The following is a 17,091-nucleotide window of genomic DNA, read 5'->3' as shown; positions in this document are numbered from 1 at the left end:
AGTAAGGCTGCTCCCTCGTCATCCCCGGCGTGCTTTTGGCCGGGGTCGGCACAGTGTGTCGGAGGTGTTTGCGGGTAGTTGGCTGGATACCATCCTCTCGATGTCGATATCCGAAAGACGTTGTGTTGGCCGTGTTCCCGGGCGGATGGCGAAGGTTCCCTCCCGGAGTTCGATCGCCGTGCTGGTCGTGTCCGCGGCGCTCGTCCTGGCATCCGGCGGGTGCGCGGCCGAGTCCCAGGGACCGGTGCCCGCGGCCGACGATTTCCTGGCCGCGGTCGCGCGCCACGATGTGGAAGCGGCGGCGCGGCTCACCAATCAGCCCGGAAAGGCAAGTGGCGCACTGGCTTCGGCGTGGGACAAGCTGCAGGCCGAGCAGCTGAGCGCGCATGCGGGCGACGCCCGGGTCACGGGCGACACCGCCACCGTCGACTACACCTACGAGTGGCGGCTGCCGAAGGACCGCGTCTGGACCTACACCGGGCAGCTGCAGATGGGGCGCAGCGGAGGGCGCTGGCAGGTGCGCTGGACGGCGTCGGATATTCACCCCAGGCTCGGCGACACACAGACCATGGAACTGCGTGCCACCCCGGCGCCGCGCGCGCGGGTGAACGAGCGCTCCGGTGCCGACGTGCTGATTCCCGGTACGGCGCACCCGATCACGTTCACGGCCAGCGCGGCCCCCGACCCCGGCTATGTCGCCGATGCCCTGGCCGCGGCCCTGAATCAGTTCGACGAGGACCTGACCGCCGACTCCATCCTCGCCGCGGCGCGCAAGGCCCCGGGTGCGTATACCGTTGCGGCGCTGAGTGATCGGGAGTTCGACCAGGTGGGCGCCCAGCTGCTCGGGCTCCCCGGCGTGACCACCGGCAAACACGCGGACCTGATTCCCGCCGACCGCCGCTTCGCCCCCGATCTGATGGCGCAGGTCCGCAAGACCGTCATCGACGAGGTGGACGGTAAGGCCGGCTGGAGCGTCGTCACGGTCAACACCAACGGGGTCGACGTCGACGTGCTGCACGAGGTGGCGCCGCGGCCTGCGCCGTCGTTCTCGCTGAGCATCGACCGCAACGTACAGAACTCCGCGCAGCGGGCGGTCGACGTGCGCCCCGACCAGACCATGATGGTGGTGCTGCAGCCGTCCACCGGCGCGGTGCTGGCGGTGGCCCAGAACAAGGCGGCCGATACCGACGGCCCCGTCGCCACCTCCGGGCTGTACCCGCCCGGCTCCACCTTCAAGACGGTGACCGCGGCCGCGGCGATGGCCGAGGGGGTCGCGACCCCCGACACGGTGGTGCCGTGCCCGAGCCGGATCGTGATCGGGGAGCGGACCATCCCCAACTACCAGCTGTTCACCATCGGCGACGTGCCGATGGCCACCGCCTACCAGCGCTCCTGCAATACCGCCTTCGCCAAGATCGCCAGCGAGTTGCCCGCCGGTGCGCTGACCGATGCCGCGACCCGGTTCGGCATCGGGCCGGACTACAGCGTCGTCGGGCTGCCCACGGTGTCGGGATCGGTGCCACCCGCATCGGACAGGGTGCAGCGCACCGAGAACGGCATCGGGCAGGGCACGGTGGTGACGAGCCCGTTCGCGATGGCGCTCGCGGCCGCCACCGTCGCGCGCGGCTCGGTGCCGACGCCGTACCTGATCGCCGGATACGAGACGAAGGTCGTCGGGGACCGCCCACCACTGTCCCCGGCGGTGGTGCAGGGACTGCGGACGATGATGCGGATGGTGGTGAACGGGGGTACCGCCGAGCGGATCGCCGATCAGGGCGAGGTGTATGGCAAGACCGGCGAGTCGGAGGTGGAGGGCGGCTCGCATTCGTGGTTCATCGGCTACCGCGGCGATATGGCGTTCGCGACGCTGCTGGTGAAGGGCGGAAGTTCCGATAATGCGGTCGCGGTTACCCGGGATATGCTGACGGCGCTGCCGCCGGGGACCGCATAAATCACCGAGGACCGGCGGAATATGCGACGACCGGATGCCTGGGAGAGTGAGGCATCCGGTCGTCGGGTCGCATTCGAATGTGTTCGTCGGTATCTATGGCGAGTGCACCTCCATTCCGCTCGTTCCCGTCGAGGCGGCATTCCCAACGGGGGATTCGGCTCCGACGGACGCGTCGCCGAGCAATTCCACGGCGCCGGTTCCGGCTAGCAGCATCCCTGCGGTTATGAGGGTGAGCGTCGAACGCTTCATGGTCTTCTCCCTTGTGGGGTGAGCGAGATCCAATGGGCTCGAACTATCGGTCGCCGACTGTTAGCCGACTCGAAAAACGGTAGAACGCCAGCAATCTCCGAGACAACCCCTGGTGCGCAATAGCACAGGTCCCGGAATTCGTGCCGCAGGTCACGGGCGTGTCGGTGACCTTTTTGTTATTCGGCCCGGCGCAGGCTGGCGGCCAGATGATGCTGCTTCGGCTGCCCGGCGGCGGCCATGCGCAGCGTGTAATCGATGGTGTCACCGGACAACCGGAGCGAGCGGCCCAGCGCGGTCACGCGTTTCGCGGTGGCGGTGAGGCCGATGTGGGTGGAGTCCAATTCCATGGTGAGGCCGCCGTCGGCGACGTCGAGGCTGCCCTCGCAGATCTCGGTGATCCCGGTCGGGTGGGCGAGGATCAGCTCGATGCGGTCCGGCCCGGCGCAGCGCAGGTAGCCGGTCTCCGCGTGCAGCGAGCGGCCGTCGCCGGCGTGCCGGGTGCGCTGGCGGTAGGTGAGGAACGGGCGGCCGACATGGCCGAAGGTGACTTCCTCCTGGTAATCGAACGACTCGATGGTCGGATACTCACCGTGGCCGGAGCCGCGCCAGGTGCCCAGCAGGGGGGCGAGGTGGGCGATATCGGGATGGGGCGCGACGGGAGGCTGGGGTTCGAGCACGGCGGCCAGCATAGTGGCCGCGGGCGGCGCGGGTGCGGGGACGACGCGCTCGGATCGGCCGAATATCGGTGACGGGGGTTGACAGCCGCGAACACGCCGACCGGAGCGAGGACATCGAACGGTCCCCGGAATTCGCACGTTATGTCTGATGAGATGGAGGCACCTGCCGTCGGCGCACGGGGAGGGAGTACGGGATGGCGATCGATGTGCTCGCACGGCCCGGCGCGCCGCCGGTGCCCCGGCGGTCGGCGGTGCGGCAGTGCTGGGTTCTGGCATTGCGCCTGGTCCGGCCGTCCCTGCGGAACGGGGAGGTGCTGACCGCGCTGCTGTCTCCGGTGGTGTTCACCGTCGGGTTCTATGTGCCGCTGAACCGGGTGATGAGCTTCGCTGGGCATGGGCTCAGCAGCTATGCGCAGTTCCTGATGCCCATGATCGTGATGCAGGCCGTGTCCTTCTGTGGGACGGCCGCGGCGTTCCGGTCGGCCACCGATGCGCGGGACGGGCTGGACGCCCGCTTCGCGACCATGCCCATGCCGTCCGTGGCGCCGCTGGCGGCCCGGACCGTGGCGGTCGGGTATCGGATCGTGATCGCGCTGGTGGCAGCCTTGATCTGCGGGCACGTGATCGGATTCCGGTTCTACGGGAGCGGGTGGCACACCGCGGGCTTCATCGCGTTCGCCCTGGCCCTCGGGCTGCTGCTGGGCCTGATGGGCGATCTGCTGGGGGCGCTGTCGAAGAGCCCGGAGGCGACGACGCAGGCACTGGTGCTGCCGCAGCTGATCCTCGGCATGGTGTCCACCGGATTCGCCCCGGCGAGCCAGTTCCCGCACTGGATCCAGGGTTTCGCCCGCGATCAGCCGGTCTCGCAGTTCATCGGCGTGATGCGGGTACTGGCGGGGGACCGGTCCGGGCGTACGGGGGCGGTGAGCTGGGCCACCGTGGGGCCGGGGCTGGGGTGGACGGCGTTGGGGCTGGCCGTATTCGGCGGGTGCTCGGTGCTGGTGGCCGTGCGGAGGCAGCGATGACGGCGGGATCGCGGGCGGCGCGCGACACGGCGAACGGATCGCGCGAGGCAGGCACGGCGCGCGCGGCCACCGAGCTGCCGGTGGTGTCCGTTGTCACCGAGGCGTGGCGATATCTGTTGCCGCAGACGATGATTCAGACCCGGCGACTACTGACTCGCTGGCGCCGTGACCCGTTGACCATGGCCCAGTCGCTGATATTTCCGGTGCTGCTGCTGGTGATGCTCAATACCGTGCTGGGGCGCCAGATTTCGGCATTCTCCGGGGCGAGCGCGCTGTACGGTTCGGTGCCGATGGTGACGTTGGTGTCGGTCATGTCGGGATCGCTGGCCGGGGCGATCACGCTGGGCCGCGAGCGGGACGACGGTCTGCTGGCCCGGTTCTGGGTGCTGCCGGTGCATCGCGCATCGGGGCTGCTGGCGCGCATTCTCGCCGAGGGGGCCCGCATTCTGGTGGGCACGCTGGTGTTGTTCGGGGTGGGGGTGCTGCTCGGGCTCCGGTTCCGGCAGGGCTGGCCCGCGGCCGTGGCGCTGGTGGGCGTGCCGCTGCTGTACGGGCTGGGCTTCGCCACCTTGGTGACCGCGGTCGCCGTCTACACCGCGAAACCGGCACTGGTGGAGGCGATCTCGCTGGGCTCGTCGCTGCTGATGTTCTTCTCCACCGGATTCGTGCCGCTGGCGGCGTACCCGGCCTGGGCGAAACCGATTGTGGCGCACCAGCCCATGTCCTACGCCGTCGACGCCATGCGCGGCCTGTCGCTGGGCGGTCCGGTGCGCGGGCCGCTGCTGGCAACCGTCGCCTGGTCGGTGGGGGCGATCGTGGTTTTCGCCGTGCCCGCGATCATCGGCTACCGCCGGGCCAGCCGCAGCTGAACGCAATTCCCGGCCCCGTCATGCATTCCCCGGTCATGCCCGGCATGCTTCCCTCGTCATGCCCGGCGTCCGCCCCCGTTCATGCCCGGCATGCATGTTGGCCGGGCTACTTCAGTTCGTCGGCCACCTCGGCCATCAGGGACGTCGAGTCGCGTGGGCTCAGGGCCATCGCGCGGAGCTGGTCGAACATCACGCCGAAGCGGCGAATCTCGTTGTGGCCCTCCACGATATCGTCACCCGCGATGCCCTCGACATATACCAGCTCCGGATCGGCCGGGTCGTGGAAGTCCAGCAGCACGAACGAGCCGACCATGGCCGGATGCGCGCCCGCGTCGAACGGCAGCACCTGCAGGATGACGTTGCGCTTCTCCGACTCCTCGACCAGCCGCAGCAGCTGCCCGCGCATCACCTCCCGGCCGCCGACCACGCGCCGGATCGCCGCCTCGTCGAGCACCACCCACAGCTCCAGCGGCTCCTCCTTGGTGAGCACCTTGGCCCGCTCGAAGCGCGCGCGCAGGCGCTGCTCGATGACCACGGCCTCGACCTTCGGCATGGCCGTATCCAGCACCGCCACGGCGTACTGCTCGGTCTGCAGCAGCCCGGGGATGAACGACGTCTGGAACAGCCGCGCCGAGAGCGCCTCGTTCTCGAAGTTGATGTAGGCGGCGTACACCTCCGACACCGAGGCCTCGAACGGGCGTGACATACCGGGCTTCTGGGCCTCCTGCAGCAACTGCAGAGCATCCGCGCGCTGCGGCTCCTCGACGCCGTACAGGTCGAGCATGGCCATCAGGGTGCGCCGCTGCGGGCGGGCCTGGGCCGTCTCGATGCGGTACAGGGTCGTGACGTTGATGCCGGTGCGGGCGCTGACCACGTCCTTGCCGACCCCGGCGTGTTCGCGCATCTCGTGCAGCAGTGCGGCCAGCCGTCTGAGCTGGACCGTCAGCACCGTCCGCTTGCCTGCCATGGCGAGCGCTCTCCTCTGTGCACTTCGCGGAACGCGCTATCGCGTCCCTGCCTTGTCGGAGCCCGCTGACCAGCGCCGAGCCGCAGCGGGGGCGTTCATAGTCCGAGAGCGTACCTGCTGCAACATCGGTGAGGGCCGGGATCTGCGGTGCCGGTACGCCGGGCATCGGGCGCCGCCGTCGCATACGCTGCGTCGCATGACCGAAGTTCCGGGGCGGGTCACCATCGGGCAGGCGGCCGGGAAGCGGCAGGTGGTGGCGTGGGGGTTGTGGGACTGGGGTTCGGCGGCGTTCCAGGCGGTCATCCTTACTTTTGTCTTCTCGGTGTATCTGACCGACACGGTCGGTGACGATCTGCCGGGCGGAATCTCGGCGAGCGCGTGGCTGGGCTGGGCTCTGGGGCTGTCCGGGCTGGTGGTCGCGCTGACCGCGCCGATCAGCGGGCAGTGGTTCGACGCCACCGCACGGCGCAAGCGGGCGCTGGGTCTGCTGACCGCGATCACCATCCTGCTGATGGCCGGGATGTTCTTCGTGCACGACGACTATCGCGAGCTGTGGCTGGGTCTGCTGCTGCTCGCGCTCGGTTCGGCGGCGTTCGAATTGGCGGGCGTGCCCTACAACGCCATGCTGCGGCAGGTCTCCACACCGGCGACGATCGGCCGGGTGTCCGGATTCGGCTGGGCGATGGGATATTTCGGCGGTATCGGGCTGCTGCTGATCTGCTATGTGGGATTCATCGCGGGGGACGGCGATACGCGCGGGCTACTGGGGGTGCCGACCGCGGACGGGCTGAATATCCGGCTGGTCGCGGTGCTGGCGGCGGTATGGTTCGCCGCCTTCGCGCTGCCGGTGCTGCTGGCCGTGCCGGAACTGCCGCGCACCGACGCCGATCCGGGCGCCGCGCGGGCCGGTTTCTTCGCCTCCTATCGGGTGCTGGCGCGCGACCTGCGCGAATTGTGGGGGGCCGACCGGCGGATCGTCGGATTTCTCCTGGCCAGTGCGATATTCCGGGACGGCCTGGCCGGGGTCTTCACCTTCGGCGCGGTGCTCGCGGTGCGCGTGTACGGGATCTCCGACGACGATGTGCTGCTGTTCGGCATCGCGGCGAATGTGGTTGCGGCACTGGGGGCGATCGTCGCCGGGCGCTTCGACGACACGGTCGGCCCGAAGGCGGTCATCGTCACCTCGCTGGCCGCGATGCTGGTCTTCGGCACCGCGCTGCTGATCGTCTCCGGGCCCGTGCTGTTCTGGGTGTTCGGCCTGCTGCTCACCATATTCGTCGGTCCCGCGCAGGCGGCCGCGCGCAGCTTCCTCGCCCGCCTCGCGCCGCCCGGACGCGAGGGCCAGCTGTTCGGCCTCTACACGACGACGGGCCGCGCGGTGTCGTTCCTGGCCCCGGTCATGTTCGGGCTGTTCGTCTGGGCCTTCGGGGCCGATCGCGCGGGCATCGTGGGCCTGCTCCTGGTGCTCGGGCTGGGGCTGATCGCCGTGCTGCCCGTGCGCGCGCCGGATCGGGTGGGCTGAACTCCGCTCGGCGTGTCCACGGCGACGGCGGCCATCCGCTGACCCGCATCGACCTGCACCTACGATGGCACGGTGGCCGAGTACGAGTTTCCCGGTGTGCTGCTGAAGGGATACCGGCTGGCCTGCGTCGCGGGCACCGTGGTGGCAGTCGTGGTGACGATGGCGCTGTCCACACCCACGGCGGCCCTGTGGGTCTTGTTTCCCGCCGTCGTCGTGATGATCCTTACCTATCCCTGGCTCTCGCCATTGGAATCCGCTTCCAGGTCTCGGCGAACCATCGCGCTGCTGTGCTGCGCGGCCTTCATCGCGGGGCTGCCCTGGATTCTCGCGTGGTGGGGTCTCGGCCTCGTCGTCGTACCGGCGGCGGTGGTGATCCTGTCCCTCTACGCCTTCGGGGCGCGCGTGGCCGCCAAAGAACTGTGGCCACAGCGTCATTGGGCGCCGGGTTCGAAATGTTTTGCGCCGCGGTAAATCTCGATCTGAAGACACCGCGGCGGTCAGGCGTATCGGGTGCTCGGCGGCTCCCCGGACCGCCGGCCGGGTTCGGCACGGCGGCGAGTTCGTCTGCCGCGAGCGACCTCGGTGGCGAGGGCGTCGAGGGGCTGGTCGAACGGTGCCAGCGGATCGGCCAGACGGGTGAGCCAGTCCCGTGCCGCGTCGAGGCCCGCGCGGTCCAGCGTGTAGATGCGCCGCGAGCCGTCGACGCGGACGCTCACGAGCCCGGCCTCGCGCAACACCTTGAGGTGCTGGGACACGGCGGGCTGGGAGATCGGCGTATACCGCTGGACGCCGGCGACCACCGCGCTGGCGGGCAGTTCGCCGGCGGCCAGCAGTTCGAGAATGCCGCGGCGCACCGGATCTCCGAGGGCCTCGAATACCTGTGCCCGGGCTGGCTCGCTCATCAGGGCTGCGGGTCCTCCTCGGGCACGATCGTGTAGAAGCCTATCGTCTGCTCCGCCGCGGCATGCGCCGCCGCCGGATCGTCGCCGTCGCGGACCGCCGCGTCGGCCCAGCCGGCGGCCGACGACCGCACGAACTCCTTACCCTCGGGCGTGGTCGGAAATGCGGCCCCCTCGGCCGGATCGACCGCCGCCCCGCTCGACACGTGCAGGCCCAGGCCCATCAGGGCGAGATCCCAGCCGACGCCCACCGCGCCCGGCCCGAACTGCGACCACAGGTCCGGATCGACATATGCCTCGTGCACCAGTTCCAGCACGGTGCCGTCGTCGGCCGGGGTCAGACTGACGGTCAGCCAGGAGATCTGGGGACCCATCTCCCATGTCACCGCGAACCGTTCGGGTGCCTCGCAGCTCTCGACCACGCCGCCCGCGTTGCCCTCGAGCTGGTATCGGCCACCGACCGCCAGGTCGCCGCTGATCGGCAGGAACCACCGCGGGAGCCGCTCGATATCGGTGAGCGCGTCCCACAGGTCGGCGCGATCCGTGGGATAGCTGCGCCGGGCAATGGCGATCTTGGTCGGGGCCCCGTCGCGGGTCCCGGTGCGGATCTCGCGGGCCACGAGACCGGCGACGGCAACAGGGTCGCTCAGCATAGACATAAGACACTCCTTAAATAGGTTGTTACTTATATTAGTGCGCGGAGATGTCGTGGTCCACCCCTCGGGGGTCGTGGAATCGGCGATCGGGCGCGAGTAGGGGGTCAAGGAGCGGGCGTGTTCAGGGGGGCGGAAACCGCGGTGTGGCAGGTGTCCGTGGCTGTCTCGGACGGACCCGTTCAGGGCCTACCTGAGTGGCGTTCGATGCCTGGACCAGCAGTTTCGCCTCGAAAGAGGTCGTCGCGGACGGCTTGTCGCGGGCGATGTCGAGCGTGGCGACGACCGTTCGAGGCGGTGTCCGAGATGTCGTTCCCACACCGCCGACCGAGAATGCAGACGCAATCTTGCGTTCTTGCATTTGTAAGAGCATGATCCCAGCTAGCCTAGTTGTGAACCACCGATCCGATGACCGGTAGACAGCGAAATCCGGAGATCAATCATGTTGGCGCGATTAGTGAAGTACTCGGGCGATTTCGGGGTGCAGGGATGACGACGTCGATAGCTGGGGTGCTGCCGACCGCGCCGCAATTGCTCTGTGCGTTCCAAGGCAGGCGATTCCAGGATCGGGTGTTGTTGCGCACCGCGCACGCGCTCGCCGAGTTGCACGCCCGGCGCACGGAGATCGGCGACCCGATCATGTTGGCGGAGATAGATTGCCGCCGGGGTGAACTCGTCGACGATATCAACGACTGGGTGGAACAGGAGCTGCCGCAGCATCGCAACGGCGCCTCCCTGCACACCGAGAGCCTCGGCGCGGTCGTCGATCGCATGGCCCGGAGCTGGGTCGATGCCAACGACGCGATCGATCGCGACGGCCCGCGCAGCGATAACACCCATAAACACTGGTATCACCTGGCAGAACTGGTGGACGGTTACACTGATCTCGTAATCGACGTGGCCGGTGGCCGTCGTCGGTTACCCGAGCAGTGACCTGCCCCGAAAGCAGTGACATCTGAGGTCATTGCCCGATCGGTGACGTCGCTCGAGCGAATGCTATTCGGCCAGTAGCACACTCGAACCGTGACGTTGCCCGCCTGATCGGCGGGCGCAACGGGGCGCCCCGCCCGGCGTGCCGCGTGGTCGACTGGCGCGGCACGCCCGCAACATTTCCCCGTCGCATATCCATTGCCGCCGCGGCGAAATCAGAATTGCGATAATTACCGACAGGTTTGTTTCTTATCGCACTGCGGCGCGGCCACGTAGCCGCCCGAGGACGAGCAGCGCGACCAGCGTGACCGCCACCAGTAGGGTGGTGCACGCCGCGGCGTCGAACACGTCGCCGCGGTCGGTGGCGGCGAAGATGGTGACCGGCAAGGTCTTCCACGTCGCGGGATAGACCATGATGGTGGCGCCCAGCTCGCCCATCGACAGCGCGATCGCCAGCCCGGCGGCCGCACCGAGCGCGGGCAGCAACAGCGGCAACGTGATTCGCGTCAGCACCCGGACCGGTCCCGCGCCCAGCGATTCGGCGGCCTGACGGTAATTGGGGTCGACCCGGTCCAGCGCCGCGGACACCGCGCTGAACGCGTACGCCAGCACCAGCACCGAATGGGCCAGGATCACAATCCATTTCGTGCCGCCCAGCAGCAGCGGACGCTGGTTGAACGCGATCAGCAGGCCCAGCCCGATCGCCACCGACGGCACCGCCACCGGCAGATGGAACACGGCGTCGGTGAACCGGCGCCACCACCGCGGTGCCTCTCGTGCGGCCAACGCCGCCCAGGTGCCCAGCACCAGTGCCACCGCGCCCGCGAGCAGCGCCGTCTGCAGGCTCACCGACAGGCTCGCCGCCTGCTCGCCCGACAGCGCCCGCTCGAAGTTGTGCAGGCCCAGATCCGACGGCAGCGGGCCGGTCCAGCGACCGGCCAGTGCGGCCGCCACGACCGTCGCGATCGGGGCCGCGAACACCACCAGCACGATCAGCGCGAAGACCGCGAGCACGACCGCTCGCCCGCGCCGAGTCCAGACCAGCATGGATCAGCCCTCCCGTGTCGGAATCCCGGTGAACCGGGCGAAGATCAGCCGGTAGCCGAGGTACAGGGTCAGCGACAGCAGCACCTGCACCGAGGCCAGCACCGCGGCACCCGGCAGGTCGAAGGTGACGATGCCGCGCGTGTAGATCAGCGCGGGCAGCGTGATGACGCCCTTGGCGCCGGTGAACAGGACGATGCCGAATTCGTTGAGCGCCAACAGCAGTACCAGGCTGCCGCCCGCGGCCAGCGCGGGCCAGGCCTCCGGAAGCACGACCTGGCGCAGCACCCGCCACGGCGAAGCCCCCAGGCTCGCGGCCACATCCAGTTGCTCGCGCGGCAGCTGCGCGAACGCGGCCAGCAGCGGGCGCACCACGAACGGCGTGAAGTAGGTGATCTCGGCCAGGACGACCCCGGTCGGGGTGGTGAGGAAATTCAGTGCGGGGGAGCGGTTTCCGGTGATCTGCGCGATCAGCGCGTTCACCGCGCCCGCGGTGCCGTAGAGGAAGGTGAACGACAGGGTGATGAGGAACGACGGCAGCGTCAGCACCGTATCGATGAGCCTGCCCACCACCGCCGAACCCGGGAACGGCACGAACGCCAGCACCACCGCCAGCAGCGTGCCCAGGATCAGGCACCCGGCGGTCGAGCACACCGCGATGGATACGGTGCGCCACAGCGCATCCCGGAACGCCTGCGACGCGAGCACCTGCGACCACACGGCCCCGCCGCGACCGCTCGGTGTCTCGGTGGATTCGGTCAGCACCCGCACTATCGGATAGACCGCGATACCCAGGACGATCAGCAGCGGCGGCAACGACCAGAGGATGGGCCGCCAATTACGCCGGGCGGCAGGACGCGTGGGGCCCGGCTCCGCCGCGGTCCGCTCGAGAACGACGGTGGCGCTCATGAGCCACCCCGCCTCGTCCGGACCACCGGCATGCCGACACTTCCCGCACCCCTTCCGTGCTCACGCACCCTGTACGGGCCGCTGAAAGCGGTGCGCGAATCGGTAAGGGGTGCGGGAAGGTTCCCGGGCGCGCGATCCCCCTCATGGATCGCGCTTGCCGCACCCTGTTCGTGCTCACGCACCCCGTACGGGGCGCTGGATGCTGTGTGGGAACCGGCAAGGGGTGCGGGGAGGTCGGTGGTGTCGTGGTGGCCGGGGGGAATGGCGGGGAGGATCACGGGGTTGCTTCCGAATCGGTGGTGGCGGAGCCGGGTTCGGTGCCGACGGCGGCGGGGATCAGGACTCCCGCCGGGTCCGGGAACCGGACGCCCACGGTTGCGCCGACCGATGCGTCGGTGTGGCCCGGGACGTCGGCGACGAGTTCGGCGGGCAGGCCGTTGACGTCGAGGTGCAGGCGGGTGGTCGAGCCGCGCCAGACGCTGGAGACGACCGTGGCGAGCACCGCGTCCCGGTCGGTGGTGGCGCCGACCCGGACGGTATGCGGGCGCACGCACAGCAGTCCCTCGGCGTCGGGCGCCCAGTCCAGCTGTCCGATACCGGGTTCGGGTGCCTCGGCGCGCAGGGTGCGCTCGCCGACCGCTACCAATGCGGCGCGGCCGGATACGTGTTTCACGGTGCAGGGCAACAGGTTCGCGCCCCCGAGGAAGGCGGCGGTGAACGAGCTGGGCGGGCGGCGCCACAGGCTCTCGGCGGAGTCGATGTCGACCAGGCGGGCGTCACGCATCACCGCGATCCGGTCGGCGAGGGCCAGCGCCTCCGCCTGATCGTGGGTGACGTACAGCATCGCGGTGTCCGGCAGGGCCTTTCGCAACTGCTGCAGTTCGCCGAGCATGGACTGGCGCAGCTGCGCATCCAACGCCGCCAGCGGCTCGTCCAGCAGCAGGACGCGAGGCCGGATGGCCAGCGCCCGGGCGATCGCCACCCGCTGCTGCTGACCACCGGACAGCTCGCGCGGCAGCCGCTGCGCGTAGGCGGCCATGCCGACCATCTCCAGCGCCTCGGCCACGCGGGCCCCGATCTCTTTGCGCGGCACCCGATGTGCCTTCAGGCCGAAGGCGACATTGTCGTGCACCCGCATGTGCGGGAACAGCGCGTACGACTGCACGACCACGCCGATCCCGCGCTTGGCGGGGGAGAGGTCGGTGACGTCGATACCGGACAGCCGGACCGCGCCGGAGGTGGGCCGGACGAACCCGGCCAGCGCCTTGAGCGCGGTGGACTTACCGGAACCGCTGGGGCCCAGCAGCGCAACGGTTTCCCCGGCGGCGACGCGCAGGGTGAACTCGGCCAGCGCGACCGTGGCCTTGCGGCCGCGGCCGTAGCGGACGCCGACTCGGTCGAATACGATCGCCGGCTCGGCGTCGGCCGTGGTGACGGCCGAGGCGGCGGAGGTCGTCGGTGCGGACATGATGTCGCTCCTGTGCCTGTCAGCTTCCGGTGGCCCGCTGGTAGGCGGCGATATCGCCGTCCAGCTCGTCGAGGACCCGGTTCCAGTCCGGCGTCACGACGGTGACGTCCTTGACGTACGCCGCCGGCGACACGCTGCCGTCGAGCGTCGGGGCGTCGCGCAGATCCTTGCGGACCGGCACCGCCATCGCATCGGGACCCAGGGTCTTCTGCACGTCGATCGACAGCAGGTACTCCATCAGCTTCTTCGCCGAATCCTGGTGCGGCGCACCCTTGGCCAGGCCCATCACGTAGGGCACCGCGACGGTGCTGCGGGTGCCGTCGGCGGAGGCGGGGAAGAACACGTTGAACTTCGAGCCCTTCTCCTTGATGTTGGCCAGGTTCATCTGCACGTCGCCGTTGGCTACCAGCAGCTCGCCGTTGTCGACCTTCGGCTGCAGCTTGCCCGTCGACGCGGACGGGCCGACATTGTTGGCCTGCAGCTTCGCCAGGTAGTCCAGCGCGCCCTGCTTGCCCAGCAGCTGCTGCAGCAGGATCAGCACCGCGGTGCCGTCACCGGCCTGCCCCGGGGTCGAATACTGCAGCTTCCCCTTGAATTCGGGCTTCAGCAGGTCGTCCCAGGTGAGCTTGGAGTCGATCGAGGGATTGGCGATGAACGACAGGTAGTTTCCGGCCAGGGTGACGTACTTGCCGCCCGGATCCTTGTCCGTATCGGCCACCGCGGTCGTATCGATGCCGCTGTCCTGCAGCAGACCGGATTTCGCGGCCTTCTGGATGAACGGCGGCAGCGTCACCATGACGTCGGCCTGCGGGTTGGACTGTTCCTTGTCGACGCGGTTGACCACCTCACCCGAGCCCGCCTCGACCAGATTCACCGAAATACCCGTCTGCTCGGTGAACTTCGCGAACTGGGACTTGTACCAGTCGCCGACGCCGTCGGCGGAGTAGACGGTGACGGTGTTGCCGCCCGAAGAGGTGCCGGTGCCGCCGCAGGCGACAGCGGAGAACGCGACCGCGGTCGCGGAGGCGAGGATCAGCGCGGCGCGTGCGAGGCGTGATATCGAAATACGCACGATGACTGTAACTTTCGTGGGAAGGGGCGTGAGGATGGTGGTGATGGGTCGGTTACGGAGCGTCGGGTGACGCCGCGTGCTCGGTCAGCAGCAGATCGGCGAATTCCACCACCGACGGCACCACGTGCGTCGCACCGGCAGCACGCAGCTGCTCCTCGTCGTGTGCGCCGGTGAGCGTCCCCGCGACGATGCGGGCGCCCGCGGCCAGTCCGGTGCCGATATCGCTGGCCGTATCGCCCAGCACCGCAACGTGATCCACGGAATCGGCCTGGAGCCGCAGCAGCGCGGTGAGGACCAGGTCCGGGTAGGGGCGGCCGCGGCCCGCCTCCGACGGCGCCAGCGTCAGGTCGGCGATCTCGCGCCACCCCAGCGCATCCAGCAGCCTGTCCTGCGTGCCGCGACTGAAGCCGGTGGTGAGGGCGACCTTGATCCCGGCGTCGCGCAGCCGTGTGATCGCCTCGGCCGCACCGGGAATCGGGGTGGCCTCGCCCGCGAACTCGTCGTAGGCGGCCTCGAAGGTGCGGTTGGCGAGCCGGGCGCGGTCCTCGTCGCCCAGCAGCGCCCGGAATACGCTGATCTTGGACTGCCCCATGGTCTCGACCACGTAGCGGACGGCGGCATCGCGCTCGGGTCCCTCGGCCGGGACGCCCGCCGCGGTCGCGGCGGCATCGAAGGCCCGCAGGACCAGTCCGCCGTCGGCCACAGTGGTGCCCGCCATATCCAGGACGGCCAGCTCGATCTGCTTGTCGGACAATGTGTTTCCCTTCACAGGTGGAGCAGGTCGGCGGTTTCCTCGCCGAGTGCGGGGCCCAGCGTCATCCCGCGTCCGCCCGGGCCGGTGATCACCCAGACGTTGTCGGCGGCCCGGGCGCGGGTGACGATCGTGCCGGGGTCGATGCTCTGGCTGTACACGCCCGCCCAGCGCCGCACGACCGGCGGCAGCTTCCGACCGAGCAGTTCCTCGGCGACCGACGTGAGGTGCTCGTACGGGGCCTCGTCGACGTCGAAGGCGAACGGTTCGTCGTATTCGTGGGTGTCGCCGATGGTGAGCCCGCCGTGCAGGCGCTGCACGCACAGCAGCTGCATCTTGTGCTGCGCGGCCGTAAATGCCTGGGACTCTTCGTGACTGAGGCGATTCAGTTCCGGGCCCGCGAAGCCGGGGTAGTACCGGAAGCTGTCGCCGTCGGCGATGGCGGTGGTCAGCGACTCCCCGAGCGGTGCGGTCTGCATCATCTGCAGCCGCACGCGCCGGACGGGGATGTCGCCCACCAGTTCCCGGGTGAGTCCGCCGTGTGCGGCACCCGGGCACACCAGCACCAGATCGGCGTCGAACCGCCGGCCGCGATCGTCGACGACGGTGCCGCCGGTGATGGTGCGGGCCTCGGTCCCGGCATAGAAGGTGTATCGGCCGGTGGCCTCCATGTAGGCGCGCAGCGCGGGCATGGCCTGCCGTGACTCCACCGCCGCATCTGTCGAACAGTGCAGGCCCGCAAGGAATTTGCCGCGCAGTGCCGGATTAAGCGCGCGGACCCTGTCGGGATCGAGCAGTTCGAAGCCGCGCTCGGCCGCCGTCGGCCCGGCCGCGGCCGCCTCGGCCACCGCAAGTTCGGCCTCGGTGCGCACCAGTGTGATCGAACCGGCCGGGCGGAAGCCGATGCCGGGCACCTTCCCGCCGATCTCCTCCCACAGCCGGCGCGAGCGCAGCGTGATGTCCAGTTCGTTCGCGCTGCGCCCGGACACCCAGACCAGGCCGAAGTTGCGAACCGTGGCGCCGCGGGCCTGCGCCTCGCGCTCCAGCTGCACGACCTCGTGGCCGCGGCCGATCGCGGCCAAGGCGTGCGCGGTGCCGAGGATGCCGCCGCCGATGATGACCAATCGCATGCCGACCATGATGCGCAATGGTCTAGACCGTTGGGTGTTTCCTGTGCGAACGCTGGGTTAACAATTGGTATAGACCAATTGAGGTACGCTGTGGGCATGGACGCAACCGATGTCGCAGCGGTGCAGCCCGGCCCCGGAACCGGCGAAATGCCGAGTGGCCGTGCGGATTCGGAGAACCGGCTGCCCAAGGCCTACCGTGTGCGCACGCAGATCGAGCGCATCATCGGCGGGCTCGAGGAGGGGGATCCGGTTCCGTCGGAGCGGGAGCTCGCCGGCCGGTTCGAGGTGGCGCGCGAGACCGTGCGGCAGGCGCTGCGAGACCTGCTGGTGGAGGGCCGGATTCGGCGGCAGGGCCGCGGCACCGTGGTGTCGCGGCCGAAGCTGGTGCAGCCGTTGTCGTTGCGCTCCTACACCGAGGCGGCGATCAGCCTGGGCCGCACGCCGGGCCGCGTGCTGGTGAGCTGGGACGACGTGCCCGCCGATGCCGATACCGCGGCGGCGCTCGGCGTCGCGACCGGCACGACGATCATGCACCTCGAACGCATTCTGCTGGCCGACGACGAAAAGATCGGCCTGGAAAGCACTTTCCTCACCCGTGAGCGCTTCGGCGGGCTGCGCGCGAACTACGACCCGACCACATCGCTGTACGCCGCGATCCGCGCCTCGGGCGTCGTCTTCGAGTCGGCCCGCGAGCGCATCGAGACGGTGCTGGCCTCCCCGCGCGAGGCGGCCCTGCTGGAATGCACCACAGCCCTCCCGATGATCCTGCTGCACCGCCGCACCGTAGATTCCGACGGCCGCCCCATCGAACGTGTCCGCGCCCTCTACCGCGGCGACCGCATCGCCTTCGAGGCCACCCTGCGCGAATAGCCCTCCGCCGCAACAGCTTCGAAAGTAGCCGGACGAGGCCCACGTTCTCCGCAACGCCGCGCCCCGGTACGGATCCCCGCCGCGCGGCCCTAAGGGCCGCGCGGC

17 protein-coding genes are annotated in these 17,091 nt (G+C 69.5%); 7 read left to right on the top strand and 10 right to left on the bottom strand.

Going from position 1 to position 17,091, the window contains the following annotated elements; genetic code table 11:
• The first annotated feature begins 145 nt into the window (after positions 1-145).
• Positions 146-1,951 (top strand): penicillin-binding transpeptidase domain-containing protein, encoded by a 1,806-nt coding sequence (locus NM1_RS02830; RefSeq protein WP_068013534.1) that lies wholly within the window; start codon positions 146-148, stop codon positions 1,949-1,951.
• A gap of 425 nt (positions 1,952-2,376) precedes the next feature.
• On the opposite strand, the gene NM1_RS02820 is transcribed toward NM1_RS02830, so the two are convergent.
• Positions 2,377-2,889, bottom strand: coding sequence for a peroxynitrite isomerase (locus NM1_RS02820; RefSeq protein ID WP_068013530.1), 513 nt, complete (start codon positions 2,887-2,889; stop codon positions 2,377-2,379).
• Between the two features lie 182 nt (positions 2,890-3,071).
• Between NM1_RS02820 and NM1_RS02815 the strand changes: the two genes are divergently transcribed.
• Positions 3,072-3,902: an ABC transporter permease gene (locus NM1_RS02815; protein WP_068013527.1), complete on the top strand. Its 831-nt coding sequence runs from the start codon at positions 3,072-3,074 to the stop codon at positions 3,900-3,902.
• Between the two features lie 128 nt (positions 3,903-4,030).
• Entirely contained in the window at positions 4,031-4,771 is a 741-nt protein-coding gene (locus NM1_RS02810; protein WP_246011450.1) for an ABC transporter permease, read from the top strand.
• Between the two features lie 106 nt (positions 4,772-4,877).
• On the opposite strand, the gene NM1_RS02805 is transcribed toward NM1_RS02810, so the two are convergent.
• Entirely contained in the window at positions 4,878-5,738 is an 861-nt protein-coding gene (locus tag NM1_RS02805; protein ID WP_068013525.1) for a helix-turn-helix domain-containing protein, read from the bottom strand.
• A 196-nt stretch (positions 5,739-5,934) separates the two neighbouring features.
• On the opposite strand from NM1_RS02805, the gene NM1_RS02800 reads away from it, so the two are divergent.
• On the top strand, positions 5,935-7,260 hold the full coding sequence (locus tag NM1_RS02800) for an MFS transporter (protein ID WP_068013523.1): 1,326 nt from the start codon (positions 5,935-5,937) through the stop codon (positions 7,258-7,260).
• 72 nt (positions 7,261-7,332) lie between these two features.
• On the top strand, positions 7,333-7,731 hold the full coding sequence (locus NM1_RS02795; RefSeq protein WP_068013521.1) for a hypothetical protein: 399 nt from the start codon (positions 7,333-7,335) through the stop codon (positions 7,729-7,731).
• A 26-nt stretch (positions 7,732-7,757) separates the two neighbouring features.
• On the opposite strand, the gene NM1_RS02790 is transcribed toward NM1_RS02795, so the two are convergent.
• Together NM1_RS02790 and NM1_RS02785 are read right to left on the bottom strand one after the other, a co-directional pair.
• Positions 7,758-8,162 (bottom strand): ArsR/SmtB family transcription factor, encoded by a 405-nt coding sequence (locus tag NM1_RS02790; RefSeq protein ID WP_068013519.1) that lies wholly within the window; start codon positions 8,160-8,162, stop codon positions 7,758-7,760.
• Entirely contained in the window at positions 8,162-8,818 is a 657-nt protein-coding gene (locus NM1_RS02785) for an SRPBCC family protein (protein WP_068013517.1), read from the bottom strand. The genes NM1_RS02790 and NM1_RS02785 overlap by 1 nt, the downstream gene beginning before the upstream one ends.
• Before the next feature lie 402 nt (positions 8,819-9,220).
• Here NM1_RS02785 and NM1_RS02780 point away from each other — a divergent pair, with 402 nt between their 5' ends.
• Positions 9,221-9,745: a DUF4254 domain-containing protein gene (locus tag NM1_RS02780; protein ID WP_246011410.1), complete on the top strand. Its 525-nt coding sequence runs from the start codon at positions 9,221-9,223 to the stop codon at positions 9,743-9,745.
• Between the two features lie 246 nt (positions 9,746-9,991).
• Here NM1_RS02780 and NM1_RS02775 read toward each other — a convergent pair whose 3' ends face one another.
• The 6 genes from NM1_RS02775 to NM1_RS02750 form a co-directional block, all read right to left on the bottom strand.
• Entirely contained in the window at positions 9,992-10,789 is a 798-nt protein-coding gene (locus NM1_RS02775; protein WP_068013511.1) for an ABC transporter permease, read from the bottom strand.
• 3 nt (positions 10,790-10,792) lie between these two features.
• A complete protein-coding gene (locus tag NM1_RS02770; RefSeq protein WP_068013510.1) occupies positions 10,793-11,695 on the bottom strand; it encodes a 2-aminoethylphosphonate ABC transporter permease subunit in 903 nt (300 codons plus the stop codon).
• 274 nt (positions 11,696-11,969) lie between these two features.
• Positions 11,970-13,163, bottom strand: a complete 1,194-nt coding sequence (locus NM1_RS02765; protein ID WP_068013509.1) for an ABC transporter ATP-binding protein — start codon at positions 13,161-13,163, stop codon at positions 11,970-11,972.
• Positions 13,164-13,182: 19 nt separating this feature from the next.
• Positions 13,183-14,229, bottom strand: a complete 1,047-nt coding sequence (locus tag NM1_RS02760; protein WP_068013891.1) for a 2-aminoethylphosphonate ABC transporter substrate-binding protein — start codon at positions 14,227-14,229, stop codon at positions 13,183-13,185.
• 58 nt (positions 14,230-14,287) lie between these two features.
• Positions 14,288-14,989 carry a phosphonatase-like hydrolase gene (locus NM1_RS02755; protein WP_084519127.1) on the bottom strand — a complete coding sequence of 234 codons (702 nt, stop codon included), beginning with the start codon at positions 14,987-14,989 and terminating at the stop codon, positions 14,288-14,290.
• A gap of 11 nt (positions 14,990-15,000) precedes the next feature.
• Positions 15,001-16,116: a TIGR03364 family FAD-dependent oxidoreductase gene (locus NM1_RS02750; protein ID WP_068013887.1), complete on the bottom strand. Its 1,116-nt coding sequence runs from the start codon at positions 16,114-16,116 to the stop codon at positions 15,001-15,003.
• A gap of 147 nt (positions 16,117-16,263) precedes the next feature.
• On the opposite strand from NM1_RS02750, the gene NM1_RS02745 reads away from it, so the two are divergent.
• Complete coding sequence (locus NM1_RS02745; protein ID WP_068013884.1) at positions 16,264-16,986, top strand: GntR family transcriptional regulator; 723 nt, start codon at positions 16,264-16,266, stop codon at positions 16,984-16,986.
• The last annotated feature ends 105 nt before the right edge of the window (positions 16,987-17,091 follow it).

Origin of the sequence: Nocardia mexicana NBRC 108244, from assembly GCF_001613165.1 — a bacterium.
Classification (GTDB): domain Bacteria; phylum Actinomycetota; class Actinomycetes; order Mycobacteriales; family Mycobacteriaceae; genus Nocardia; species Nocardia mexicana.
Note: the sequence above shows the minus strand (reverse complement) of the source record. Positions and strands in the feature narration are given on the sequence as shown.